This is a genomic window from Peribacillus sp. NPDC101481 (assembly GCF_044767165.1).
In the GTDB taxonomy this organism is placed as follows: domain Bacteria; phylum Bacillota; class Bacilli; order Bacillales; family DSM-1321; genus Peribacillus.
Genome location: NZ_JBIWNJ010000001.1, coordinates 2,012,133 through 2,028,836, shown reverse-complemented (window position 1 = coordinate 2,028,836; position 16,704 = coordinate 2,012,133). Strand labels below are relative to the sequence as shown.

The following is a 16,704-nucleotide window of genomic DNA, read 5'->3' as shown; positions in this document are numbered from 1 at the left end:
GTCACACCCGTTCCCATTCCGAACACGGCAGTTAAGCTCTTCAGCGCCGATGGTAGTTGGGGGTTTCCCCCTGTGAGAGTAGGACGTCGCCAAGCTTATATTGTTCCGCAGTAGCTCAGTGGTAGAGCATTCGGCTGTTAACCGAACGGTCGTAGGTTCGAGTCCTACCTGCGGAGCCATTATTGGAGAGCTGTCCGAGTGGCCGAAGGAGCACGATTGGAAATCGTGTAGACGGGTAACCCTGTCTCAAGGGTTCAAATCCCTTGCTCTCCGCCATTTATACCTGGCCCGTTGGTCAAGCGGTTAAGACACCGCCCTTTCACGGCGGTAACACGGGTTCGAATCCCGTACGGGTCACCATTTAGACAACATATTGGAGGATTAGCTCAGCTGGGAGAGCATCTGCCTTACAAGCAGAGGGTCGGCGGTTCGATCCCGTCATCCTCCACCATTTTTCAATAACATCAAGTTGTTTCTGCATAAAGGATTGATCATTTCAGCCCATTGAAACGCTTAACACGAAAACTTGATGCATAAAAAGCAACATTATTACCGTCGCGGGGTGGAGCAGTCCGGTAGCTCGTCGGGCTCATAACCCGAAGGTCGCAGGTTCAAATCCTGTCCCCGCAATCTATGGTCCCGTGGTGTAGCGGTTAACATGCCTGCCTGTCACGCAGGAGATCGCGGGTTCGATTCCCGTCGGGACCGCCATTTTTATTGTTTGGCTCAGTAGCTCAGTCGGTAGAGCAAAGGACTGAAAATCCTTGTGTCGGCGGTTCGATTCCGTCCTGAGCCACCATAGTAGTGCCGGTGTAGCTCAACTGGTAGAGCAACTGACTTGTAATCAGTAGGTTGGGGGTTCAAGTCCTCTTGCCGGCACCATGTTTCATCCATATGCGGAGGGGTAGCGAAGTGGCTAAACGCGGCGGACTGTAAATCCGCTCCTTAGGGTTCGGCAGTTCGAATCTGCCCCCCTCCACCATCTTTATTACAGGGGTATAGTTTAAAGGTAGAACAGAGGTCTCCAAAACCTCCAGTGTGGGTTCGAGTCCTACTACCCCTGCCAATTTAAATCCTATAATGGCGATTGTGGCGAAGTGGTTAACGCACCTGATTGTGGTTCAGGCATTCGTGGGTTCGATTCCCATCAGTCGCCCCATTTAATAAAATATGATATAATGATTACAACGTTAATGGGCTATAGCCAAGCGGTAAGGCAACGGATTTTGATTCCGTCATGCGAAGGTTCGATCCCTTCTAGCCCAGCCATATGCGAAAGTAGTTCAGTGGTAGAATACAACCTTGCCAAGGTTGGGGTCGCGGGTTCGAATCCCGTCTTTCGCTCCAAAAACGTTGGCGGCATAGCCAAGCGGTAAGGCAGAGGTCTGCAAAACCTTTACCACCGGTTCGATTCCGGTTGCCGCCTCCAACAAACATGCCGGTGTGGCGGAATTGGCAGACGCGCACGACTCAAAATCGTGTTCCTCTGGAGTGCCGGTTCGACCCCGGCCACCGGTATCACCAATAGCGAAGGATCGCTATTACATCAAGCTTCACACTTAATTGTGTGAAGCTTTTTTGTGTTCATGACGCATTATAGAATATGTACAAATAATGTGCGGAGGTAGTGTGCAATGGTTTTTAATCACTCTAGAATGAAGGAAATTGAAACCAAGGAACATACAAAATCGAATCAAACAGTTTGGCAGCTTATCGGAGTTTGAATGGTGATAGAATCTTATGCACAGAAATCGTTTATTTTATCAATGTTTGTTCTTACGATTAAAAATAAAAACGAATGGGTCAAAGAGTATTAACTCTACCATTCGTTTTAAAAAAATAAATTTAGATTTCAATATTCATAGCACTTAGGTCTGCTTCCGTATAGCCAGAAGAGGATAGTGCGATTTCAATTTTTTCAGCAGCCTTATAATCAAATAATTTAAATTTAGACATTAATGCGAAAGCATTTTGATTTTCAATTGCCAAGGCAACAGCTTCCACGTCTTGCAGTAATTTCAGGTCTTCAATGTAGAATTGGGCGGTTCTCATCGCTAAATACTCATTCATTGTAGTCGAACTGTAGAAAAGTCTTGTTAATGTGGCGATTGCGTTAGGAACGAAAACCTTATTCATAATTACCCCTCCACTATTCGTAATATTCTGTCATTTGAGTCACCACTAGTATGAGGCACACTAAAAACGTTGTCAATCTTTATCTTTCGAGCATTTTTACTCACCATTTGAATCTGTAATCAAATTAAATAAATAGAAAACAGACACTTTTCCAGAGGCAAAGTGATTGCACCAAAGTGCACTAAGTAAGCAAAAGAATGAATGTTGCTGAGTTACGAAACGAAGATCCTTTCTGTGTTCTAACAACATTTCAAAGGGCTTATGAAACAACAGGTCGTTATAAACTGTGAAGAAGGCGGGCTTCCACGTTACGCAGCTCTCCAGATGAAACACTATCAGCCACAATTATTTGCAATGTTCTCGTAGCTGTCATTCGTTTGTCTGGATGCTTCATTTGTAGATGCTGTTGTATCGCTCGGAAAAGTTCATTATTTTCTGGACGGTTGGCGTTATAGATTTCTTGTAAACTCTTCGATTTTCCCATGGCTTTTCCTACTTTCCATCAAATGTTAAATACATATGAAAGCTTATGCAATAATATATATTTCCGTCTAAGCGCTTCTAATTCCTTCTTTTTTTAAATTAAATCTTCTTTAAAGAACAGTGAAGTTGCTCCGTTTTTTACAAGGGGTGATTTTCCTCGTTTTCATCAAACTATGAGGACGAGCTCTGCCTAAATTGGCGGGGGGGTGGTTGAAATTGGTTTTGTATATTTATCTTTAAACATTTTAAATGAAAATGCCCCATTTAAACGTACTGACACGACGTTTTAATATCCTTCATGAGGGTTTATGTATCGAATGTGTTAAAACGCATTAGAACATAATAGCGCCAGCGGCCTTTCTAACGGAAAATACTAATATGCTGCGTGACTTAGATACGGATTATACCGACAACAAAAGCCGATTATAGACGTCATTCCGAAAAATTCGACCAACGGATTTGCTATGCGATGGAATAAAACTATGCGGGGAAGATTACGAAGTGGAGCGCTTAAAGATATCGGAAATAATTGCGTTGTTCATGCAATGAAATAAATAAAACGATTAAAGCAACTCGCATGCCAACAAAGACATACTCGTGTGTATACGGAAGGGGCAGCCGGAGCATACCCGTATTACCCCAAGCATATCCGCCTAAATCCTCTCTTCTGCTGTACCAAAAATCCGCGAATCAAATTTTTACTGTTGGCGAAAATAGGCCATTGTTTTGATTAATAAAAATACTCGATGGCCTCGATTTTTAATGACTATTAAAAGTTATCTTTTACAAATTCTGCTTCTTGTTCAGGAGTAAGAACTCCGGTAGCTTTACCAACATTTCCATTTTGAGCACCCCAAAGGTAGTTGTGATCTTCCACTATATTGTCGAAGTTTCCTTCTTTCCAGTTTCCTGCGATTTTTAACAATTCTCTTTTAAGTGTGAAGCCGATGTCGCTGTCTTTAATAAATTCATAAACTGCACTGATGTTTTCAGGAGCCATCTCAAGGTTGTACCATTTTTCTTCAGAAATTACTTTTTGATGAGTCATACTATGCATAGTTTTCATAACGTCTTCTGCAGTTGAAGCTGGGCCAAGGCCTAATTCATATAGAATTTGTTCTTTTTCTGAAGTTTGCTCTTCCAAATCTTTATCTTTCTTAATTTTCCCCGTAACATCCATAACAGAAATATCGGTATTTGGTTCATTATGCGTTGCTTCATACTTTTTGGCATTCTGCTGTAATGTTATTACCACTGCAAGAACTGCTGCAGCAGCTATAATTGAAACCATTGACCATCTAAATTTATTCATGATAAGTTCCTCCGAGTCATAGTTCGATTATTCACTGATTTCGGTTACATCCTTTTATGGATAAGCTAACCATTATGATATTAACATAAAACATTAACAAATAATCTTAAACTATTAAGTAACCATATATAGATAAATTTTTTTTATTGGTAACCAATACAGAGTATCCTGAGACCACTGTTGACTCTATGAACAGGGGCATTGGCGATACCTCCGTGCAAGTAGAAAAGGCAACCGCAATTGGTCGCCTTTTTTCTATAATTCCACAAGAAGGTCAATCTGTAAAAACTGTTTAGCCCTATAATATGGACCAACCCCTTAGTTAAAGAAATAACCCTGCGTTTATTGGACTAATGATTCGATGTAATAAATATTTTAGATAAATTGATTTCAATATTAAATGCAACTATTTCAAATTAAAGAATATATAGTTTAAAAAAAGTCATAAATTCAGAAATTAATATTGATTCATGATGCATAAGTCACGTTTTCTCCAGTTTTATGACTTATTATTGATGTGTTTTGATTCATAAAAGAAATTTATTAAAAAGAAATAAATGGTAAACTACGAATTATTCAATCTTTTTGATATCTCAAAGTTAAATAATAAAATTGTATGTTGATTAATTAATCTGTTTATTAAGAGAGGTGGTTGTAACTTAGATAAATGCAGTTGTTGATTTGAGGTGTAATCATGAAAAAATCTATTTATTACTTGATGATTATGTTTATTTTATCAGCATGCGATTCTAGTAATGAAGAAATTAAGATGAAATTTAATGAAGTGGAATGTCAAAAAAACTGGGCAATGTGTTTAGAATTTCCTGATAAAGAATATACAATTAATAGATTGGATAAACCTAAAAAAGTTGCAATTTTAGACAGCGGTATTAATGATAAACACCCTGCATTAAGAGGACAAATTGTTGCAAAATATAATGTAATCAATAAAAGTAAATATACAAAAGATATATATGGTCATGGAACTTCAATTGCAGGCATAATTGCAGCAAAGCAAAATGATGAAACTGTGCAAGGAATTAACCCTTTAATAGAAATATACGATGTAAAAGTAATTGATGATCAAGGAGGGGGAGAAGTTTCTCATGTTATAGAAGGAATCAAATGGAGTATGGATAAAAAGGTAGATTTAATTAATATTAGTTTTGGATTTAAGCAAGATGTTCCTGAGTTGAGAAAAGTAGTTGATGAGGCCATAGAAAGAGGGATAATTATTATAGCTTCTGCAGGAAATAATTATGGACTAAACTTAGATTTTCCTGCCAGATATGAAAATGTTATCTCAGTTGGTAGTATAAATAAAAAATTAGAGTCTAGTTCATTTAATTCAATTGGGGAGATAGATATATTTGCACCAGGTGAAGGAATACTTGTATTTCAAAATGATAATAAGGCTGTTTTAGAAGATGGATCGTCACTAGCAACGGCCTATGTTACTGGAGTTTTATCACTTAATTCAATATTAAAACATAACAAACAAATCAAAAAAGAAAATAGAATTAATGTTATCACCTATTATAGATAGGAGGATTTTAGTTATGAATACAAATAAAAAAAAGAGTATGATAATTTTGTTTATTACAAGTTTAATTTTTTCTCTAATAGTACCTTATAATAATGTATACGGAGCTACGCAAAAAGGATCAATTACTTCTACTGAATTATATGAAGAACAGTTACTAGATGAAAATATTGATTTGGTTAATATTGATTATTCCGCGGATAATGTTGGTATAGAGGTTTCAGTGGATAGTGAAGTTGGGGAGATTAAGGACACAACGGTAGCAATTGATATTGATCCGGGGAATAATCAATTAAGTGTTGTTAGTGAAAATAGTGAAAATGAAATAGAAGAATATAAAGTCGTAATTGAAAAATTAGATGAGTACGGAATGCAAGCGACATATACGTCCATGGAAACTGGAGAGATATTTATTTATGATTCTTCTGTTGCTACACCAACTGTTCTGTTTGCTATACCTTGGGGAATAACATTATCTGCAAAAGCTATCTCAGTTTTATATGCTGCAGGTGCTGACTCTTAGTAGGAACTGTTGCATATATTGAAGTTAATAATTTTATTAATAAAGAGAAAAAAAGATATAATCATTATGTTGCTACAGTAGATAAAAAATCTAAAAAGTTATTTATTGGATCAGGTCTTAGCAAAACCAGTGCAGTTAATAGACTAAAGAGTAAGAATAATACTTGGTCAACTTCTAAAACTAATGCACAGACAATCGCTAAAGAAGCAAGTCCAATTAAGAAAGTGACAGCTGCAGAAGTTTCAAATGGAAAGAACATGGTTTGGCACTATCATCCACTCTCTGGATACGATAGAAATGGTAAAGGTATTCGGATTGAGGGTGCACATGCGTTCTATGGCAGTGCAAAATAATCTCGTATTGTAATATGCTTGATTTATAAATAGGGGGGACAAGATGTTAAGCGTTGAAAGGGATCCAAAAAATAGAGTTTATCAGGAACTAATTGATTTATGCTTTGAAGTATGTGATGAATTTCATCTAGTTATTAGAACCGATATGGGTGCAATAAAAGACTTAGAGGAAATCATAAATAAGTTCAAAGCATCATTAAAAGAAATGAGAAGCGAATCAACATGGGCTAGTACAACTCTTGGTGATAATCAAACTGCAAATGTTTATTATTTTTATGCTGATGGGAATGCAAAATCAATAATAAAAATGATTGCAAAATCTCTTTTTCAGTGGGAAATGCCTAATTTGCCTGAGGATTTGTCTTTTTTTAAACAAGGAAAGGTCTGGCTGGCTACTTCTTCTCATGAAAAACAATGCTTCATTTTTCCTGAGAATGAAACCGAAGCTTCAAAAATTATGGGTATTGAAGGTTTAAGAGTTGAAGAATTGGATGATTAACCAATGATATGTCTTTGAATATATACACATAACAAAAAAAGATGAACCCTATTTGATTCCAACGCAGCATTAAAATCAAGATCTCAACGATTATGTGAGGTCTTTTTTCTTTAAACACGACGAAAATAATTCAGAACCGTATGCATTTAGATTAGGGGAGTATGGTTAGACCTTATAATGGGTGAATTAGTATCAGTAAGAAGCATATGAAAATTTCTTTAAAGAATTATTATTTAAGAAATCTAAAACCAGGAAAGTGCCGCTTCGTAGTTTTTTAAATAATATCGATGAAATATGGTAATAAATAATAAAACCACTATCTAAAAGAACACTTCACAAAACAAATTTTCTAAGGGGCGGAAAATTGTGAACAATATGGGATGTCAATGCAGTTCCAATGAAGAATTACAGCAACTGGTCGATGAGGCAAAAAAACATACAAATATGGGAACAGTGGCAGACTATATACCGGCTCTTGAGAAGGCGAATCCTGGGGATTTGTCTGTTGCAATTTACTATCCTGACGGAAAAGGATATTGTGCTGGGGATGTAAGAGGTAAAATGACCCTGCAAAGCATATCAAAAGTTTTGACACTTGCTTTGGTATTAATGGAAAAGGGAGAGAATATGTCTTTTCCTATGTAGGAAAAGAACCTACCGGCGACCCTTTTAACTCGATTGCCAAGTTAGAGACAAACAAGCCATCCAAGCCGTTAAACCCGATGATCAATGCAGGAGCATTGACTGTGACCCATATGATTGCAGGTAACAGTGTAAATGAGCGATTTCAGCGTATTTTACATTTTATCCGGGAGTTGACGCAAAATCCTACTATCGGTTTTAATGAAGATGTTGCCCGGTCAGAATACAATACAGCAGACTTGAATAGGTCGTTAAGCTATTTTTTAAAGCAGCATAATGTAATAAATGAGGATGTGGAGGATTTAATTGAATTGTATTCGAAGCAGTGTGCCATTGAAATGGACAGTCAGGATTTAGCGAGGATAGGCTGTGTGCTTGCCATGAATGGGAAAGATTTGTTGACGGGAAAGCAAATCATCCCCGGGGACATTGCCCGTATTTGCAAGACATTCATGGTTACTTGCGGCATGTATAACGCATCAGGTGAATTTGCCATTAATGTTGGCATACCGGCTAAAAGCGGTGTGTCAGGGGGAATCATGGGAGCCGTCCCCGGAAAATGTGGGATTGGAATTTATGGTGCAGCGCTGGATGAGAAGGGGAACAGCGTTGCCGGGATAAAAATCTTGGAAATGATGGCGAAAAAGTATTCCTTAAGTATGTTTAATTTGTAAACATTGAAACCATTACCGAGTGTACCGGATGATATTAATTAACTTTTTTATTCGAAAGTTGTCTGGAATTAAATCTTAAGCATACGGCTTAGGAGAGTCAGAGAAGAGAGGGAATGAAGTTTGGAATAGAGCTTTTTCATTGTGTTATGTTGTGGTGTTACAGGAAGATGAAAAGTGCCTATCAGATGCATTATAAATGAGGTTCAGTTTAAAGCTTTAACTTTCTAGGAAAAAAAGACCTCTGCACATAAGGGCAAGGTCTTAAGCTGGTTATAACAAGTTGGAGAAAAGAGATACTTTTTTATATAAAGCATTTACCTCTTTATTTCGATGTTCCCCGATTTCATTTTTTAGCTGGCCTTCCATATCGGTCATTAGATCAGCTAACTTCAATGCCTTTTGTCTGTCGGAAATATTGCTGCGAATGATAGATTCATATTTTGCATTGTATTCAGTCAGTGACATTTCTTCCGTCCTCCCATAGTGTAAAGTCATTTAAGCTGCCCTCTGTTCCTTCTTCAGCAACCCCAATGTACTTAAGTGTAATTACAGGGTGTGAATGGTTAAGGATCATTTGTAACTCAGCGAGGTTCTTACTTCGTTTAAAGTGCCAGTACCCGAATGTTTTCCGCATGGTATGTGTACCGACGCCCTCGATGTCCACCATGTCAGCTGCTTTATTAAGCTGTCTGTAAGCTTGTATCTTACTTATTGGCTTATCGCCCTTGCGTGAGGGGAATAGCCATTCACCATCAATGGTGGCTATATAGGCGGCCAATTCATTACATATAGTATTAAGCTGTATCATTCTTGGCTTTTTTGCTTTCCCTTCCTTGATGATGACCTCCATCTTGCCTTTAATGTCCTTTATCTTCAGCGATAATAAATCAGTTACACGCAATCCGGTATTGATGCCTAACAAGAACAATATGTAGTCTCTCTCGCTGCAATGTCTTTTCAATGACCATTTCATATCATCTAATTTTTCCAATGATCTGATTGGTTGAACGTCTATTAAATGTTCTTTCGGCAAATGTGTTCACCCTTAATTCACACTAATGGAATCAGTATTTTGAATGTATACTTTTAAGAGTAACACTGAAAAAGGATGGAAGTCAATTTGAGGAGTATACTGATATTTTTTGGACTGTCCTTTTTATAGGGTTCGGAGTATTTTAGTTGTTTATTGAATAATAGCATAAAAAACTTCTGGAACTTGATATACTGAAAATAGTAATATTTTTCTAAACTAGTGTTATTGATGGATATTTAATAGATGAATTAATTCATTCTGAATTTATTATGCTTTAGTAGGATTGGGGAAACCGCCATGAAGAGAGTTTTAGCTATATTGAAAAAGGTACTGCCTTTAAGCTCAAGGTTGATTACTATGGCAATTATGATAGCCGTTTTTTACTGCATGTTCATGTTCGCAGACCTGGAGAATGAAAAGGTAGACAGAGAGCGTCATAACGAGCGATCGGTGAATTTTGAAGAGATGAGCGATCAAGAGTCTGAATCTGAAGATAATCCAGCAGGTTCTATGGTGAACTATTGTAAAGATAGCGCTAATGAAGGTCGCACTTCCAATTGGTTTGGTATCGAAGAAAACGACATGGAACCTAGCGAATACACGGTCGAATGCATTGAACACTTGGAATAGCAGCTGAGTTCCTATGGATCATCCGGAAATTTGAAATTCAGGATTCACTACAAGGACATCCGGGGAGGTCAGGGATATCGGAACAAGTTGAGAATTGGGAAAAGGTTTGGATATATACGAAACATTCCTGAAAGTTACTTCCAAAGATTTTGCTGGTTGGCTTAATGGCGTGTACGGAGAATAATAATTGGTTTGGTAAATAAGGTCTTCACTGAAATGCTTGGTGACGAACCGGGTACACAGCGGGGGAGGCCTTATTTGTTGCATACAGAACATTGACATTAGCCTGTTTGGAGCTTAACCAAACAGGTTTTTAGTATGAAAGGAAATCCAATGGAAAAAATGGAATAGGATATAAAGAAGAATGAAGGAAAATTTTTCACCCCCATATCTTTTTCTCTTTCTGAAACGTTTATAGGATAGAGGGTGTTGAAGGAGTGAGAAAAAATGATAAATAAGTTAAGGGAAGATATTTCTGAAGAAAATGATAACGATGCGATTTTGCGTGAAGTCTATCCTGAATTGCTGCGGTTTTGCCGATTCCTGACCCAAAATAATTGGGATGGGGATGATTTGGCACAGGAAACGATATTGAGGGCAATGCAGGGCTATGGAAAGAAAACGGAGATAACAACCGCTCTATTGAAGACGATTGCCCGCCATTCCTGGATTGATACGATTAGAAAAAGGAAAAAAGAATCCTTAGACGATCTGTTGGATACCGAACAGCAGGGGGCAGGAGGGGAAAATGTTTTTGAAACGGTTGAATATATAATTAAATCCCTTACCCCGAAACAAGCTGTAGTGTTCATATTAAAGGAAGGGTTCCTCTATCGGTCAAAAGAAATCTCAGATTATTTGAACACCACGGAAACAGCAGTAAAAGCCATCTTGAACCGTGTGAAAAAGCGTTTTGACAATGACGTTGATGAGCGTATGTTGTCTTGTGTGGAAGATTGGCAGGATGAGGAGGAACAGCGGCTCATGTCCCTGATGACACAGGCTTTAAAAGCCCAAAATCCTGATATCCTCATTAGAAACATCCCATCTTTCAAATCCCTGAACAGTGAATCGATGATTCCTAAACTGATGAATCGTCCGATTCTTTCTCAATCAAGCTTCACTCCTTCAAACACACTCTCAATGGCTGCATAGCCAATTATATTGTTAGGAGGAAGAAGAGATATGACCACCATTCCATATGTAATTGAGCAATCAAGCAAGGGTGAGCGCTCGTACGATATTTATTCCAGACTTCTAAAAGACCGTATCATCATGATTGGGGAAGAGATCACCGATCATTTAGCCAATAGCGTGGTTGCCCAATTGTTATTCTTGGCAGCGGATGCACCTGATAAAGAAATTACCATCTTCATAAACAGTCCAGGGGGATCGACCAGTGCCGGTTTCGCCATTTATGATACGATGCAATATATTAAGCCTGATGTCCGGACTGTATGTACGGGGATGGCTGCATCATTCGGTGCCATGCTTTTATTGGCGGGTACGAAAGGGAAAAGGTGCGCTTTGCCAAATAGTGAAATCATGCTTCATCAACCGCTTGGTGGGGCGAGGGGGCAAGCCACGGAGATTGAAATTTCTGCCCGAAGGATTTTAAAGCTAAAGGATCATATCAATCAAATCATCTCGGAAAGGACCGGCCAGCCTATCGAAAAGGTGGCGAGGGACACAGATCGTGATTATTTCTTAAGCGCAAATGAGGCGAAGGATTACGGTATAATCGATGAAATAATCGTTCAGGCTAATTAATCCTGATAAAACGCCATCAGTAAGCCCAAAAATTTGCTGGACGAAAACGAAAGGAAACTGCCGATTGCATATCGGCAGTTTCTTTTTACCCTCTTACATTAATCCATATATTTATCCACAAACCCCATACCTTGTTCCAATACTATTCCGGATCCACTACCTCAGCTTCACAATGCCCGGCACCCGGTATTATCAATTTTTCTTTGTCTACTTTTGCTGCATTAAATATGTCATCCAGCATGGAATAAGTGACGAATGAATCTTCTTGAAAAAATAGAATGGTACCTTGGGGAATTATCGATATCTGAAACTACTGTAATTCTTCTTGAAGGGATGAGAAGGTTGGATGTCTACCTTTTCTGGATAGTACATCCATTTAATATGTTAAAATAAATATTATCTGACATTATCAATCTTGGAGGAAGTTTTATGAAGAAAACGCAAAAGGTTTTACTTGTTAGTGGAATCTCTGCTGTTGCATTATTCGGGGTGGGGGCTGCTTCCTTTAAAATCATGGAGAACTCCAATGAGTACGAAAAAGCTCAACTGGTAATTGAAGCCAGGGAAGCCAAAGAACAAATTGAAAGAGAAAGAGAAGATGAAAAAATCGAAGCCCAAAGGGAAGCAAAAGCGAAAGCTGCGGAACTTGAGGCCAAAACTGCGATATATGATGGGATCGAATTTGAAACAGGACTTGATGAAGGCTCAACCGAAATGGAAGTCATGGACTTCATGCATAAAATGACTCATCAAAAGGTTCGCTCGCAAGATAAATGGGGAGCTATACCGATGTCCCCTAAGATTATAGAAGAAGTTTATAAAATAGTGGATTCAAGTGATTTTCAGCATAGAGATAGATTGCTGGCCATCGCTGCCCGGTGGCGAGACTTTGATTTTAGCACGATCGTTCAGGACCATAACTTCTTTTGGGAAGACAAAGAAGGCACCGTTGGAAAAGCCCATGGAACATTAAGTCGGGCAGAAGAGGTTGAATTCATTGAAGTTAATTTTAAATGAGGGGATAGAAAGTACTGAAAATGCCAAAGGGCGAGTGGAAAGACCTGTTCAAAAAGAAAATACTCAAACCTCCTGCACTAAGGCCAGTTCCTCAGGAGGTTTGAGTATTTTCGAACCTTTCAATCGATACAGGGGTTTATTTTTTAATAATTAGTTTGCTTGACTCGTTCTCCTTGTTTACGGGAACGTCTTTACCTACAGTGACCCTGCGAACGACGCGATGCTGTTCCCCGTAATCGGCAATAGCATAATGCTGCGTGGCCAGGTTATCCCAAATGACCACGTCCCCTTCACTCCATTGCCAACGGACGGTATTTTCTAAGCGCGTGACGTATGAATCGAAGATACTTAATAATCTTTCAGATTCACTTGTTGTATATCCTTCCACTCTTCCAGCAAAGCCACCTAATAACAAATGCTTTTTTCCTGTTTCTGCGTGCACGTGAACGACTGGATGCCTTGTTTTATAAATGGTGGATTCGAATATATCACGATATTTCTTTTTAACCTCATCATCAATGTTTTCGGCTGGTTTGAATTGTGCATAATCATATTCATTTGTATGGATTGCCCATAGTCCGTCAGCTAATTTCTTCAATCCATCCGGCAGGTCCTCATATGCTTTATTGGTATTTGCCCAGACTGTATCGCCGCCAACATCAGGGATGGTTACACCTCTTAAAACAGAGTATTTAGGAACTTCTGGAACAAAAGTGACATCAGTATGCCAATGGTTTGCTTTAGCACCCCGTTCGGAATCAAGTTCGAAAATATAGTTAGTATTGTCTTTGACCGGTACTGTAGGATGTGCATAAGGCTCACCCAATAGTTTGGCAAATGCTTCTTGGCTGGCATCGTCCAAATGGTTTTGACCTTTGAAGAATACGACTTTATGATCATTTAACGCTTGTTTGATTTCACTGAAAATAGCTAAGTCCAAGTCTCCGCTTAATTGGACTCCTTGAATTTCCGCTCCAATCCTTCCTGCTACCGGTACCACTTTTAATTGTTGTGTTTTAGTTTCCGTCATAATCAATCTCCTTCTGTAAGGTATGTTTTTTTATTTTTTAAAGGCTTCATCAATGTATTCATTGTGGATCTGATTTTTAAAATCAAATGATTTCTTGATATAACCCACACCAGCTAAAGTATCGATGGATTCTTGTTGTGCTTTGATGGCATCTTCGGTAAAGAAGATATTTGGTTCTTCGGCCGTTATTATTGTCTTGACCGTACCCACAGGCAATTTAGTTTCTTTAGAATAAATTTCAGATGCTTCATCTGGATTTTCAATTTGCCAGTCGGCAGCTTTTTTATAAACCTTTAAATAGGCCTCTACAATTTCAGGATGCTCTTCGGCAAAGCCTTTACGTGCAATGATAGCTCCAGGTGCTAATATTTTTCCTTTTACTTTAAGTGCGACAGCATTCCCTTTTTCAATATTATTAAGGTAATAAGGGTTCCATATCGCCCAGGCGTCCAATTGTTTGGTTTCAAAAGCTGCTTGAGCATCATCCGGTTGTAAATTGATCAGTTTAATGTCATCAGTCGTTAAGCCATGGGCTTTCAATGCCTTGATTAAATACACATGACCCGTTGTCCCCGAGGCAACACCGACCGTTTTTCCTTTTAAGTCTTCAATCTTCTTTATGTTACCTTCTGCTTGAGCCAGGATCCGGACAGATGACTCACCCCGTCCTGTTTGTGCAATCACTTCGAATGGCAGATTCTTATCAATGCCGGCAATCAGTGCACCATCCCCTAAAAAAGACAGGTCAACCCGATTGGAAGCAAGGGATTCCAAAAGCGGGGGACCACTCGAGAATTCACTCCACTCGATTTGGGCATCCAGTTTAGAAAACTCTTCGTTGAACAATCCCTTTTCCTTTGCAATGACCAATGGTCCCATCTTGCCATTTAAGGCAATATGAACTTTCAGTGGATCACTTTTCCCGGAAGCTTTGCCGGCATCGGAATTACAGCCTGCCAATACAGCGATGCTAATGATGGCAAGTAGTAATGCGGTTAACTTGTTACGATATTCCTTCATGAATTCCCTCCTTCTCTAATACACTTACCACATCTGGATAGTCAGATTAATGACAAAAAAGAGATTCAACGAAGAGTATGCCGGGGTTACTCTTCATTGAATCTCCGGTAGTCCAGTTGATTCACATGACCTTTATTTAATTGGCTCCTGTGTGAAGCGGATTTGTGTATGAATGCATCTTAACAGCTGTTAGAATTATCTGTCAATTACTTTTCACTATTAATCCGATAAAATAAATTGGTATTAGGTGTTGATTATAAATAATCGATAAGTTAATATAAAATGAAATATTGAATCGACTAGTTAACTAGAGATTCAGCAAAGGGACAATATGTGCCTTATTGCTGGATCTCTATTTTTTTATTTGAGAAAGGGTGAGGGTATTGGTTGCGACGTTAGAAATTAATCAAGTAAGCAAAACATTTAAGAATGAGAATGAAAGTGTCCATGTTTTGGATAATTTAAATCTGACCGTCAACAATGGTGAATTCGTCACCATCATTGGTCCGAGCGGCTGCGGGAAAAGCACATTATTAAAGTTGATCGCAGGACTTGATTCAGACTTTGACGGAGCAATCATGGCAGGTGATCATCCGGTTAGCGGCCCTTCAAAAGACCGTGGTTTCATTTTTCAGGAGCATCGCTTATTTCCATGGCTAAACGTGGAGAAGAATATTGCAGGTAACCTTCCATTAAAGAAACCGGACATTCGAAAAAGGGTGGATGATTTGATTTCACTTGTTAAACTAAAAGGATTTGAAACGGCGTATCCACGCCAATTATCCGGTGGAATGTCGCAGCGTGTTGCCATTGCCAGGGCTTTATTACGTAATCCGGAAGTATTATTACTGGATGAGCCATTCGGGGCGTTGGATGCATTCACGCGAACGCATCTTCAAGAGGCTTTACTAGAAATATGGGAGAGGAATAAGACAACGATGGTGCTTGTTACCCATGATATAGATGAATCCATCTTTTTATCGAGGAAAGTGGTCGTCATGGATGCAAAGCCTGGACGGATTAAAGCTATCGTTCCAATTGATTTGCCATATCCAAGAACTCGAACAAGCAAAGCGTTTCAGGAATTCAGGTCCGTCATATTAACCCAACTTGATCATCATCCAGTAGAAGTGGAAGACTGGAGCATTTAATTAAATTTTTGAAAAAAGGAAGGATGAAAATTATGTCTACACAGACCGTTGCTCAAAACAAGCCGCTTGTCATTAGGGAAACGACAAAACAATCCAAACTCGCCAAATCGGCATTGCGGGGTTCGGTCCTTCCCGTTGTCGTGTTGATTGCATGGCAAACATTAGGATCGGTTGGCATCCTGCCTGCCCAATTATTCTCATCACCTTTATTGATCGTCACGACTCTCATTGATCTCGTTCAGTCGGGGGAAATGGGCATGCATTTACAAATCAGTTTAACGCGGGCTATTCTAGGCTTTGCATTAGGTGGTTTTTTAGGATTATTGTTTGGAGTCATCGTTGGCATGCAAAAAAAATCCGAGGAATATTTAAACCCGAGCATTCAAATGTTACGAACGGTCCCTTTACTTGCTATTACCCCTTTATTTATTATGTGGTTCGGATTTGGTGAACTATCCAAAGTGCTGCTTATCGCTTTAGGTGCTTTTTTTCCTTTATATTTACAAACTTTTTTGGGACTTCGGAATGTGGATAAAAAACTGTACGATGTTGCCCTAATATTGGAGTTTAGCCGACGGGAACAAATAACGAAGCTCATGATTCCTGCAGCTTTGCCAAACATATTACTTGGTATCCGTTTAGCCTTAAGTGCGGCTTGGATGTGCCTGGTCGTGGCTGAATTGCTGGGTGCGGATAGAGGGGTGGGCTTCATGATCCAGGATGCCCGTTCATTCATGCAAACGGACGTCGTATTCGTAGGCATCATCATTTTTGCCCTCGCTGGTAAAATCTCAGACTCGTTTGTCCGCTTTTTAGAAAATCATTTGCTGAAATGGCAAGATAGTTTTAAAGCCTAATTGAAAAAGGATGACCGCCCGGTGATGGGTG

At 39.0% G+C, this 16,704-nt stretch carries 16 protein-coding genes, 15 tRNA genes, 1 rRNA gene and 2 pseudogenes; 26 read left to right on the top strand and 8 right to left on the bottom strand.

The genetic code is table 11. From position 1 onward, the window contains the following. The 16 genes from rrf to ACIROD_RS09805 form a co-directional block, all read left to right on the top strand. Positions 1 to 95 (top strand): 5S ribosomal RNA (gene rrf, locus ACIROD_RS09880); the annotation flags it as partial. A 9-nt stretch (positions 96 to 104) separates the two neighbouring features. Continuing rightward, positions 105 to 179, top strand: a tRNA-Asn gene (locus tag ACIROD_RS09875). 5 nt (positions 180 to 184) lie between these two features. Continuing rightward, positions 185 to 276: transfer RNA gene (locus tag ACIROD_RS09870), tRNA-Ser, on the top strand. 9 nt (positions 277 to 285) lie between these two features. After that, positions 286 to 360 (top strand) — tRNA-Glu (locus ACIROD_RS09865). 15 nt (positions 361 to 375) lie between these two features. Beyond that, a tRNA-Val gene (locus tag ACIROD_RS09860) sits at positions 376 to 451 on the top strand. Positions 452 to 556: 105 nt separating this feature from the next. Beyond that, positions 557 to 630, top strand: a tRNA-Met gene (locus tag ACIROD_RS09855). A gap of 5 nt (positions 631 to 635) precedes the next feature. Then, positions 636 to 711: transfer RNA gene (locus ACIROD_RS09850), tRNA-Asp, on the top strand. Between the two features lie 12 nt (positions 712 to 723). After that, positions 724 to 799: transfer RNA gene (locus ACIROD_RS09845), tRNA-Phe, on the top strand. A gap of 7 nt (positions 800 to 806) precedes the next feature. Continuing rightward, positions 807 to 882: transfer RNA gene (locus ACIROD_RS09840), tRNA-Thr, on the top strand. A gap of 16 nt (positions 883 to 898) precedes the next feature. Next, positions 899 to 982: transfer RNA gene (locus ACIROD_RS09835), tRNA-Tyr, on the top strand. Between the two features lie 10 nt (positions 983 to 992). Then, positions 993 to 1,066, top strand: a tRNA-Trp gene (locus ACIROD_RS09830). 17 nt (positions 1,067 to 1,083) lie between these two features. Then, a tRNA-His gene (locus ACIROD_RS09825) sits at positions 1,084 to 1,159 on the top strand. 35 nt (positions 1,160 to 1,194) lie between these two features. After that, positions 1,195 to 1,269 (top strand) — tRNA-Gln (locus ACIROD_RS09820). Between the two features lie 3 nt (positions 1,270 to 1,272). Next, positions 1,273 to 1,347, top strand: a tRNA-Gly gene (locus ACIROD_RS09815). 8 nt (positions 1,348 to 1,355) lie between these two features. Next, a tRNA-Cys gene (locus ACIROD_RS09810) sits at positions 1,356 to 1,429 on the top strand. An 8-nt stretch (positions 1,430 to 1,437) separates the two neighbouring features. Beyond that, positions 1,438 to 1,518 (top strand) — tRNA-Leu (locus ACIROD_RS09805). 327 nt (positions 1,519 to 1,845) lie between these two features. Here the strand turns inward: ACIROD_RS09805 and ACIROD_RS09800 are convergent. From ACIROD_RS09800 to ACIROD_RS09790, 3 genes are all read right to left on the bottom strand, one after another. Further along, positions 1,846 to 2,136, bottom strand: a complete 291-nt coding sequence (locus ACIROD_RS09800) for a hypothetical protein (protein WP_402940034.1) — start codon at positions 2,134 to 2,136, stop codon at positions 1,846 to 1,848. 277 nt (positions 2,137 to 2,413) lie between these two features. After that, a complete protein-coding gene (locus ACIROD_RS09795; protein ID WP_402940031.1) occupies positions 2,414 to 2,620 on the bottom strand; it encodes a hypothetical protein in 207 nt (68 codons plus the stop codon). Positions 2,621 to 3,388: 768 nt separating this feature from the next. Beyond that, on the bottom strand, positions 3,389 to 3,931 hold the full coding sequence (locus ACIROD_RS09790; RefSeq protein WP_402940028.1) for a DUF6241 domain-containing protein: 543 nt from the start codon (positions 3,929 to 3,931) through the stop codon (positions 3,389 to 3,391). 694 nt (positions 3,932 to 4,625) lie between these two features. Here ACIROD_RS09790 and ACIROD_RS09785 point away from each other — a divergent pair. The 4 genes and pseudogenes from ACIROD_RS09785 to glsA all read left to right on the top strand — a co-directional run bounded on the left by ACIROD_RS09785 (position 4,626) and on the right by glsA (position 8,165). Continuing rightward, a complete protein-coding gene (locus ACIROD_RS09785; protein ID WP_402940025.1) occupies positions 4,626 to 5,477 on the top strand; it encodes a S8 family serine peptidase in 852 nt (283 codons plus the stop codon). Positions 5,478 to 5,490: 13 nt separating this feature from the next. After that, positions 5,491 to 5,997 carry a hypothetical protein gene (locus ACIROD_RS09780; protein ID WP_402940022.1) on the top strand — a complete coding sequence of 169 codons (507 nt, stop codon included), beginning with the start codon at positions 5,491 to 5,493 and terminating at the stop codon, positions 5,995 to 5,997. 396 nt (positions 5,998 to 6,393) lie between these two features. Continuing rightward, on the top strand, positions 6,394 to 6,849 hold the full coding sequence (locus tag ACIROD_RS09775) for a stage III sporulation protein AH (RefSeq protein ID WP_101223432.1): 456 nt from the start codon (positions 6,394 to 6,396) through the stop codon (positions 6,847 to 6,849). A gap of 375 nt (positions 6,850 to 7,224) precedes the next feature. Beyond that, a pseudogene (glsA, locus tag ACIROD_RS09770) lies at positions 7,225 to 8,165 on the top strand (glutaminase A). Positions 8,166 to 8,435: 270 nt separating this feature from the next. Here glsA and ACIROD_RS09765 read toward each other — a convergent pair. Beyond that, complete coding sequence (locus ACIROD_RS09765; protein WP_053533812.1) at positions 8,436 to 8,630, bottom strand: hypothetical protein; 195 nt, start codon at positions 8,628 to 8,630, stop codon at positions 8,436 to 8,438. Continuing rightward, positions 8,617 to 9,138 (bottom strand): tyrosine-type recombinase/integrase, encoded by a 522-nt coding sequence (locus tag ACIROD_RS09760; RefSeq protein ID WP_402940186.1) that lies wholly within the window; start codon positions 9,136 to 9,138, stop codon positions 8,617 to 8,619. Before ACIROD_RS09760 ends, ACIROD_RS09765 begins: the two co-directional genes overlap by 14 nt. A 357-nt stretch (positions 9,139 to 9,495) precedes the next feature. On the opposite strand from ACIROD_RS09760, the gene ACIROD_RS09755 reads away from it, so the two are divergent. From ACIROD_RS09755 to clpP, 3 genes are all read left to right on the top strand, one after another. Then, a complete protein-coding gene (locus tag ACIROD_RS09755) occupies positions 9,496 to 9,828 on the top strand; it encodes a hypothetical protein (RefSeq protein WP_402940018.1) in 333 nt (110 codons plus the stop codon). Between the two features lie 447 nt (positions 9,829 to 10,275). After that, the gene (locus tag ACIROD_RS09750; protein ID WP_402940015.1) at positions 10,276 to 10,983 is read left to right on the top strand and encodes a sigma-70 family RNA polymerase sigma factor; all 708 of its coding nucleotides are present in this window, start codon (positions 10,276 to 10,278) and stop codon (positions 10,981 to 10,983) included. Between the two features lie 30 nt (positions 10,984 to 11,013). Beyond that, entirely contained in the window at positions 11,014 to 11,598 is a 585-nt protein-coding gene (gene clpP, locus ACIROD_RS09745; protein WP_402940012.1) for an ATP-dependent Clp endopeptidase proteolytic subunit ClpP, read from the top strand. A 142-nt stretch (positions 11,599 to 11,740) separates the two neighbouring features. Here the strand turns inward: clpP and ACIROD_RS09740 are convergent. Next, positions 11,741 to 11,860: pseudogene (locus tag ACIROD_RS09740) on the bottom strand (alpha/beta hydrolase); the annotation flags it as partial. 167 nt (positions 11,861 to 12,027) lie between these two features. On the opposite strand from ACIROD_RS09740, the gene ACIROD_RS09735 reads away from it, so the two are divergent. Next, positions 12,028 to 12,615 carry a DUF6241 domain-containing protein gene (locus tag ACIROD_RS09735; RefSeq protein ID WP_402940010.1) on the top strand — a complete coding sequence of 196 codons (588 nt, stop codon included), beginning with the start codon at positions 12,028 to 12,030 and terminating at the stop codon, positions 12,613 to 12,615. 136 nt (positions 12,616 to 12,751) lie between these two features. On the opposite strand, the gene ACIROD_RS09730 is transcribed toward ACIROD_RS09735, so the two are convergent. Continuing rightward, a complete protein-coding gene (locus tag ACIROD_RS09730; RefSeq protein ID WP_101223427.1) occupies positions 12,752 to 13,645 on the bottom strand; it encodes a TauD/TfdA dioxygenase family protein in 894 nt (297 codons plus the stop codon). A gap of 30 nt (positions 13,646 to 13,675) precedes the next feature. Further along, positions 13,676 to 14,665, bottom strand: a complete 990-nt coding sequence (locus tag ACIROD_RS09725) for an ABC transporter substrate-binding protein (RefSeq protein WP_402940008.1) — start codon at positions 14,663 to 14,665, stop codon at positions 13,676 to 13,678. A 383-nt stretch (positions 14,666 to 15,048) separates the two neighbouring features. Here ACIROD_RS09725 and ACIROD_RS09720 point away from each other — a divergent pair, with 383 nt between their 5' ends. Beyond that, positions 15,049 to 15,816 carry an ABC transporter ATP-binding protein gene (locus ACIROD_RS09720; RefSeq protein WP_101223425.1) on the top strand — a complete coding sequence of 256 codons (768 nt, stop codon included), beginning with the start codon at positions 15,049 to 15,051 and terminating at the stop codon, positions 15,814 to 15,816. 23 nt (positions 15,817 to 15,839) lie between these two features. After that, positions 15,840 to 16,673: an ABC transporter permease gene (locus ACIROD_RS09715; protein ID WP_402940004.1), complete on the top strand. Its 834-nt coding sequence runs from the start codon at positions 15,840 to 15,842 to the stop codon at positions 16,671 to 16,673. Positions 16,674 to 16,704: the final 31 nt, after the last annotated feature.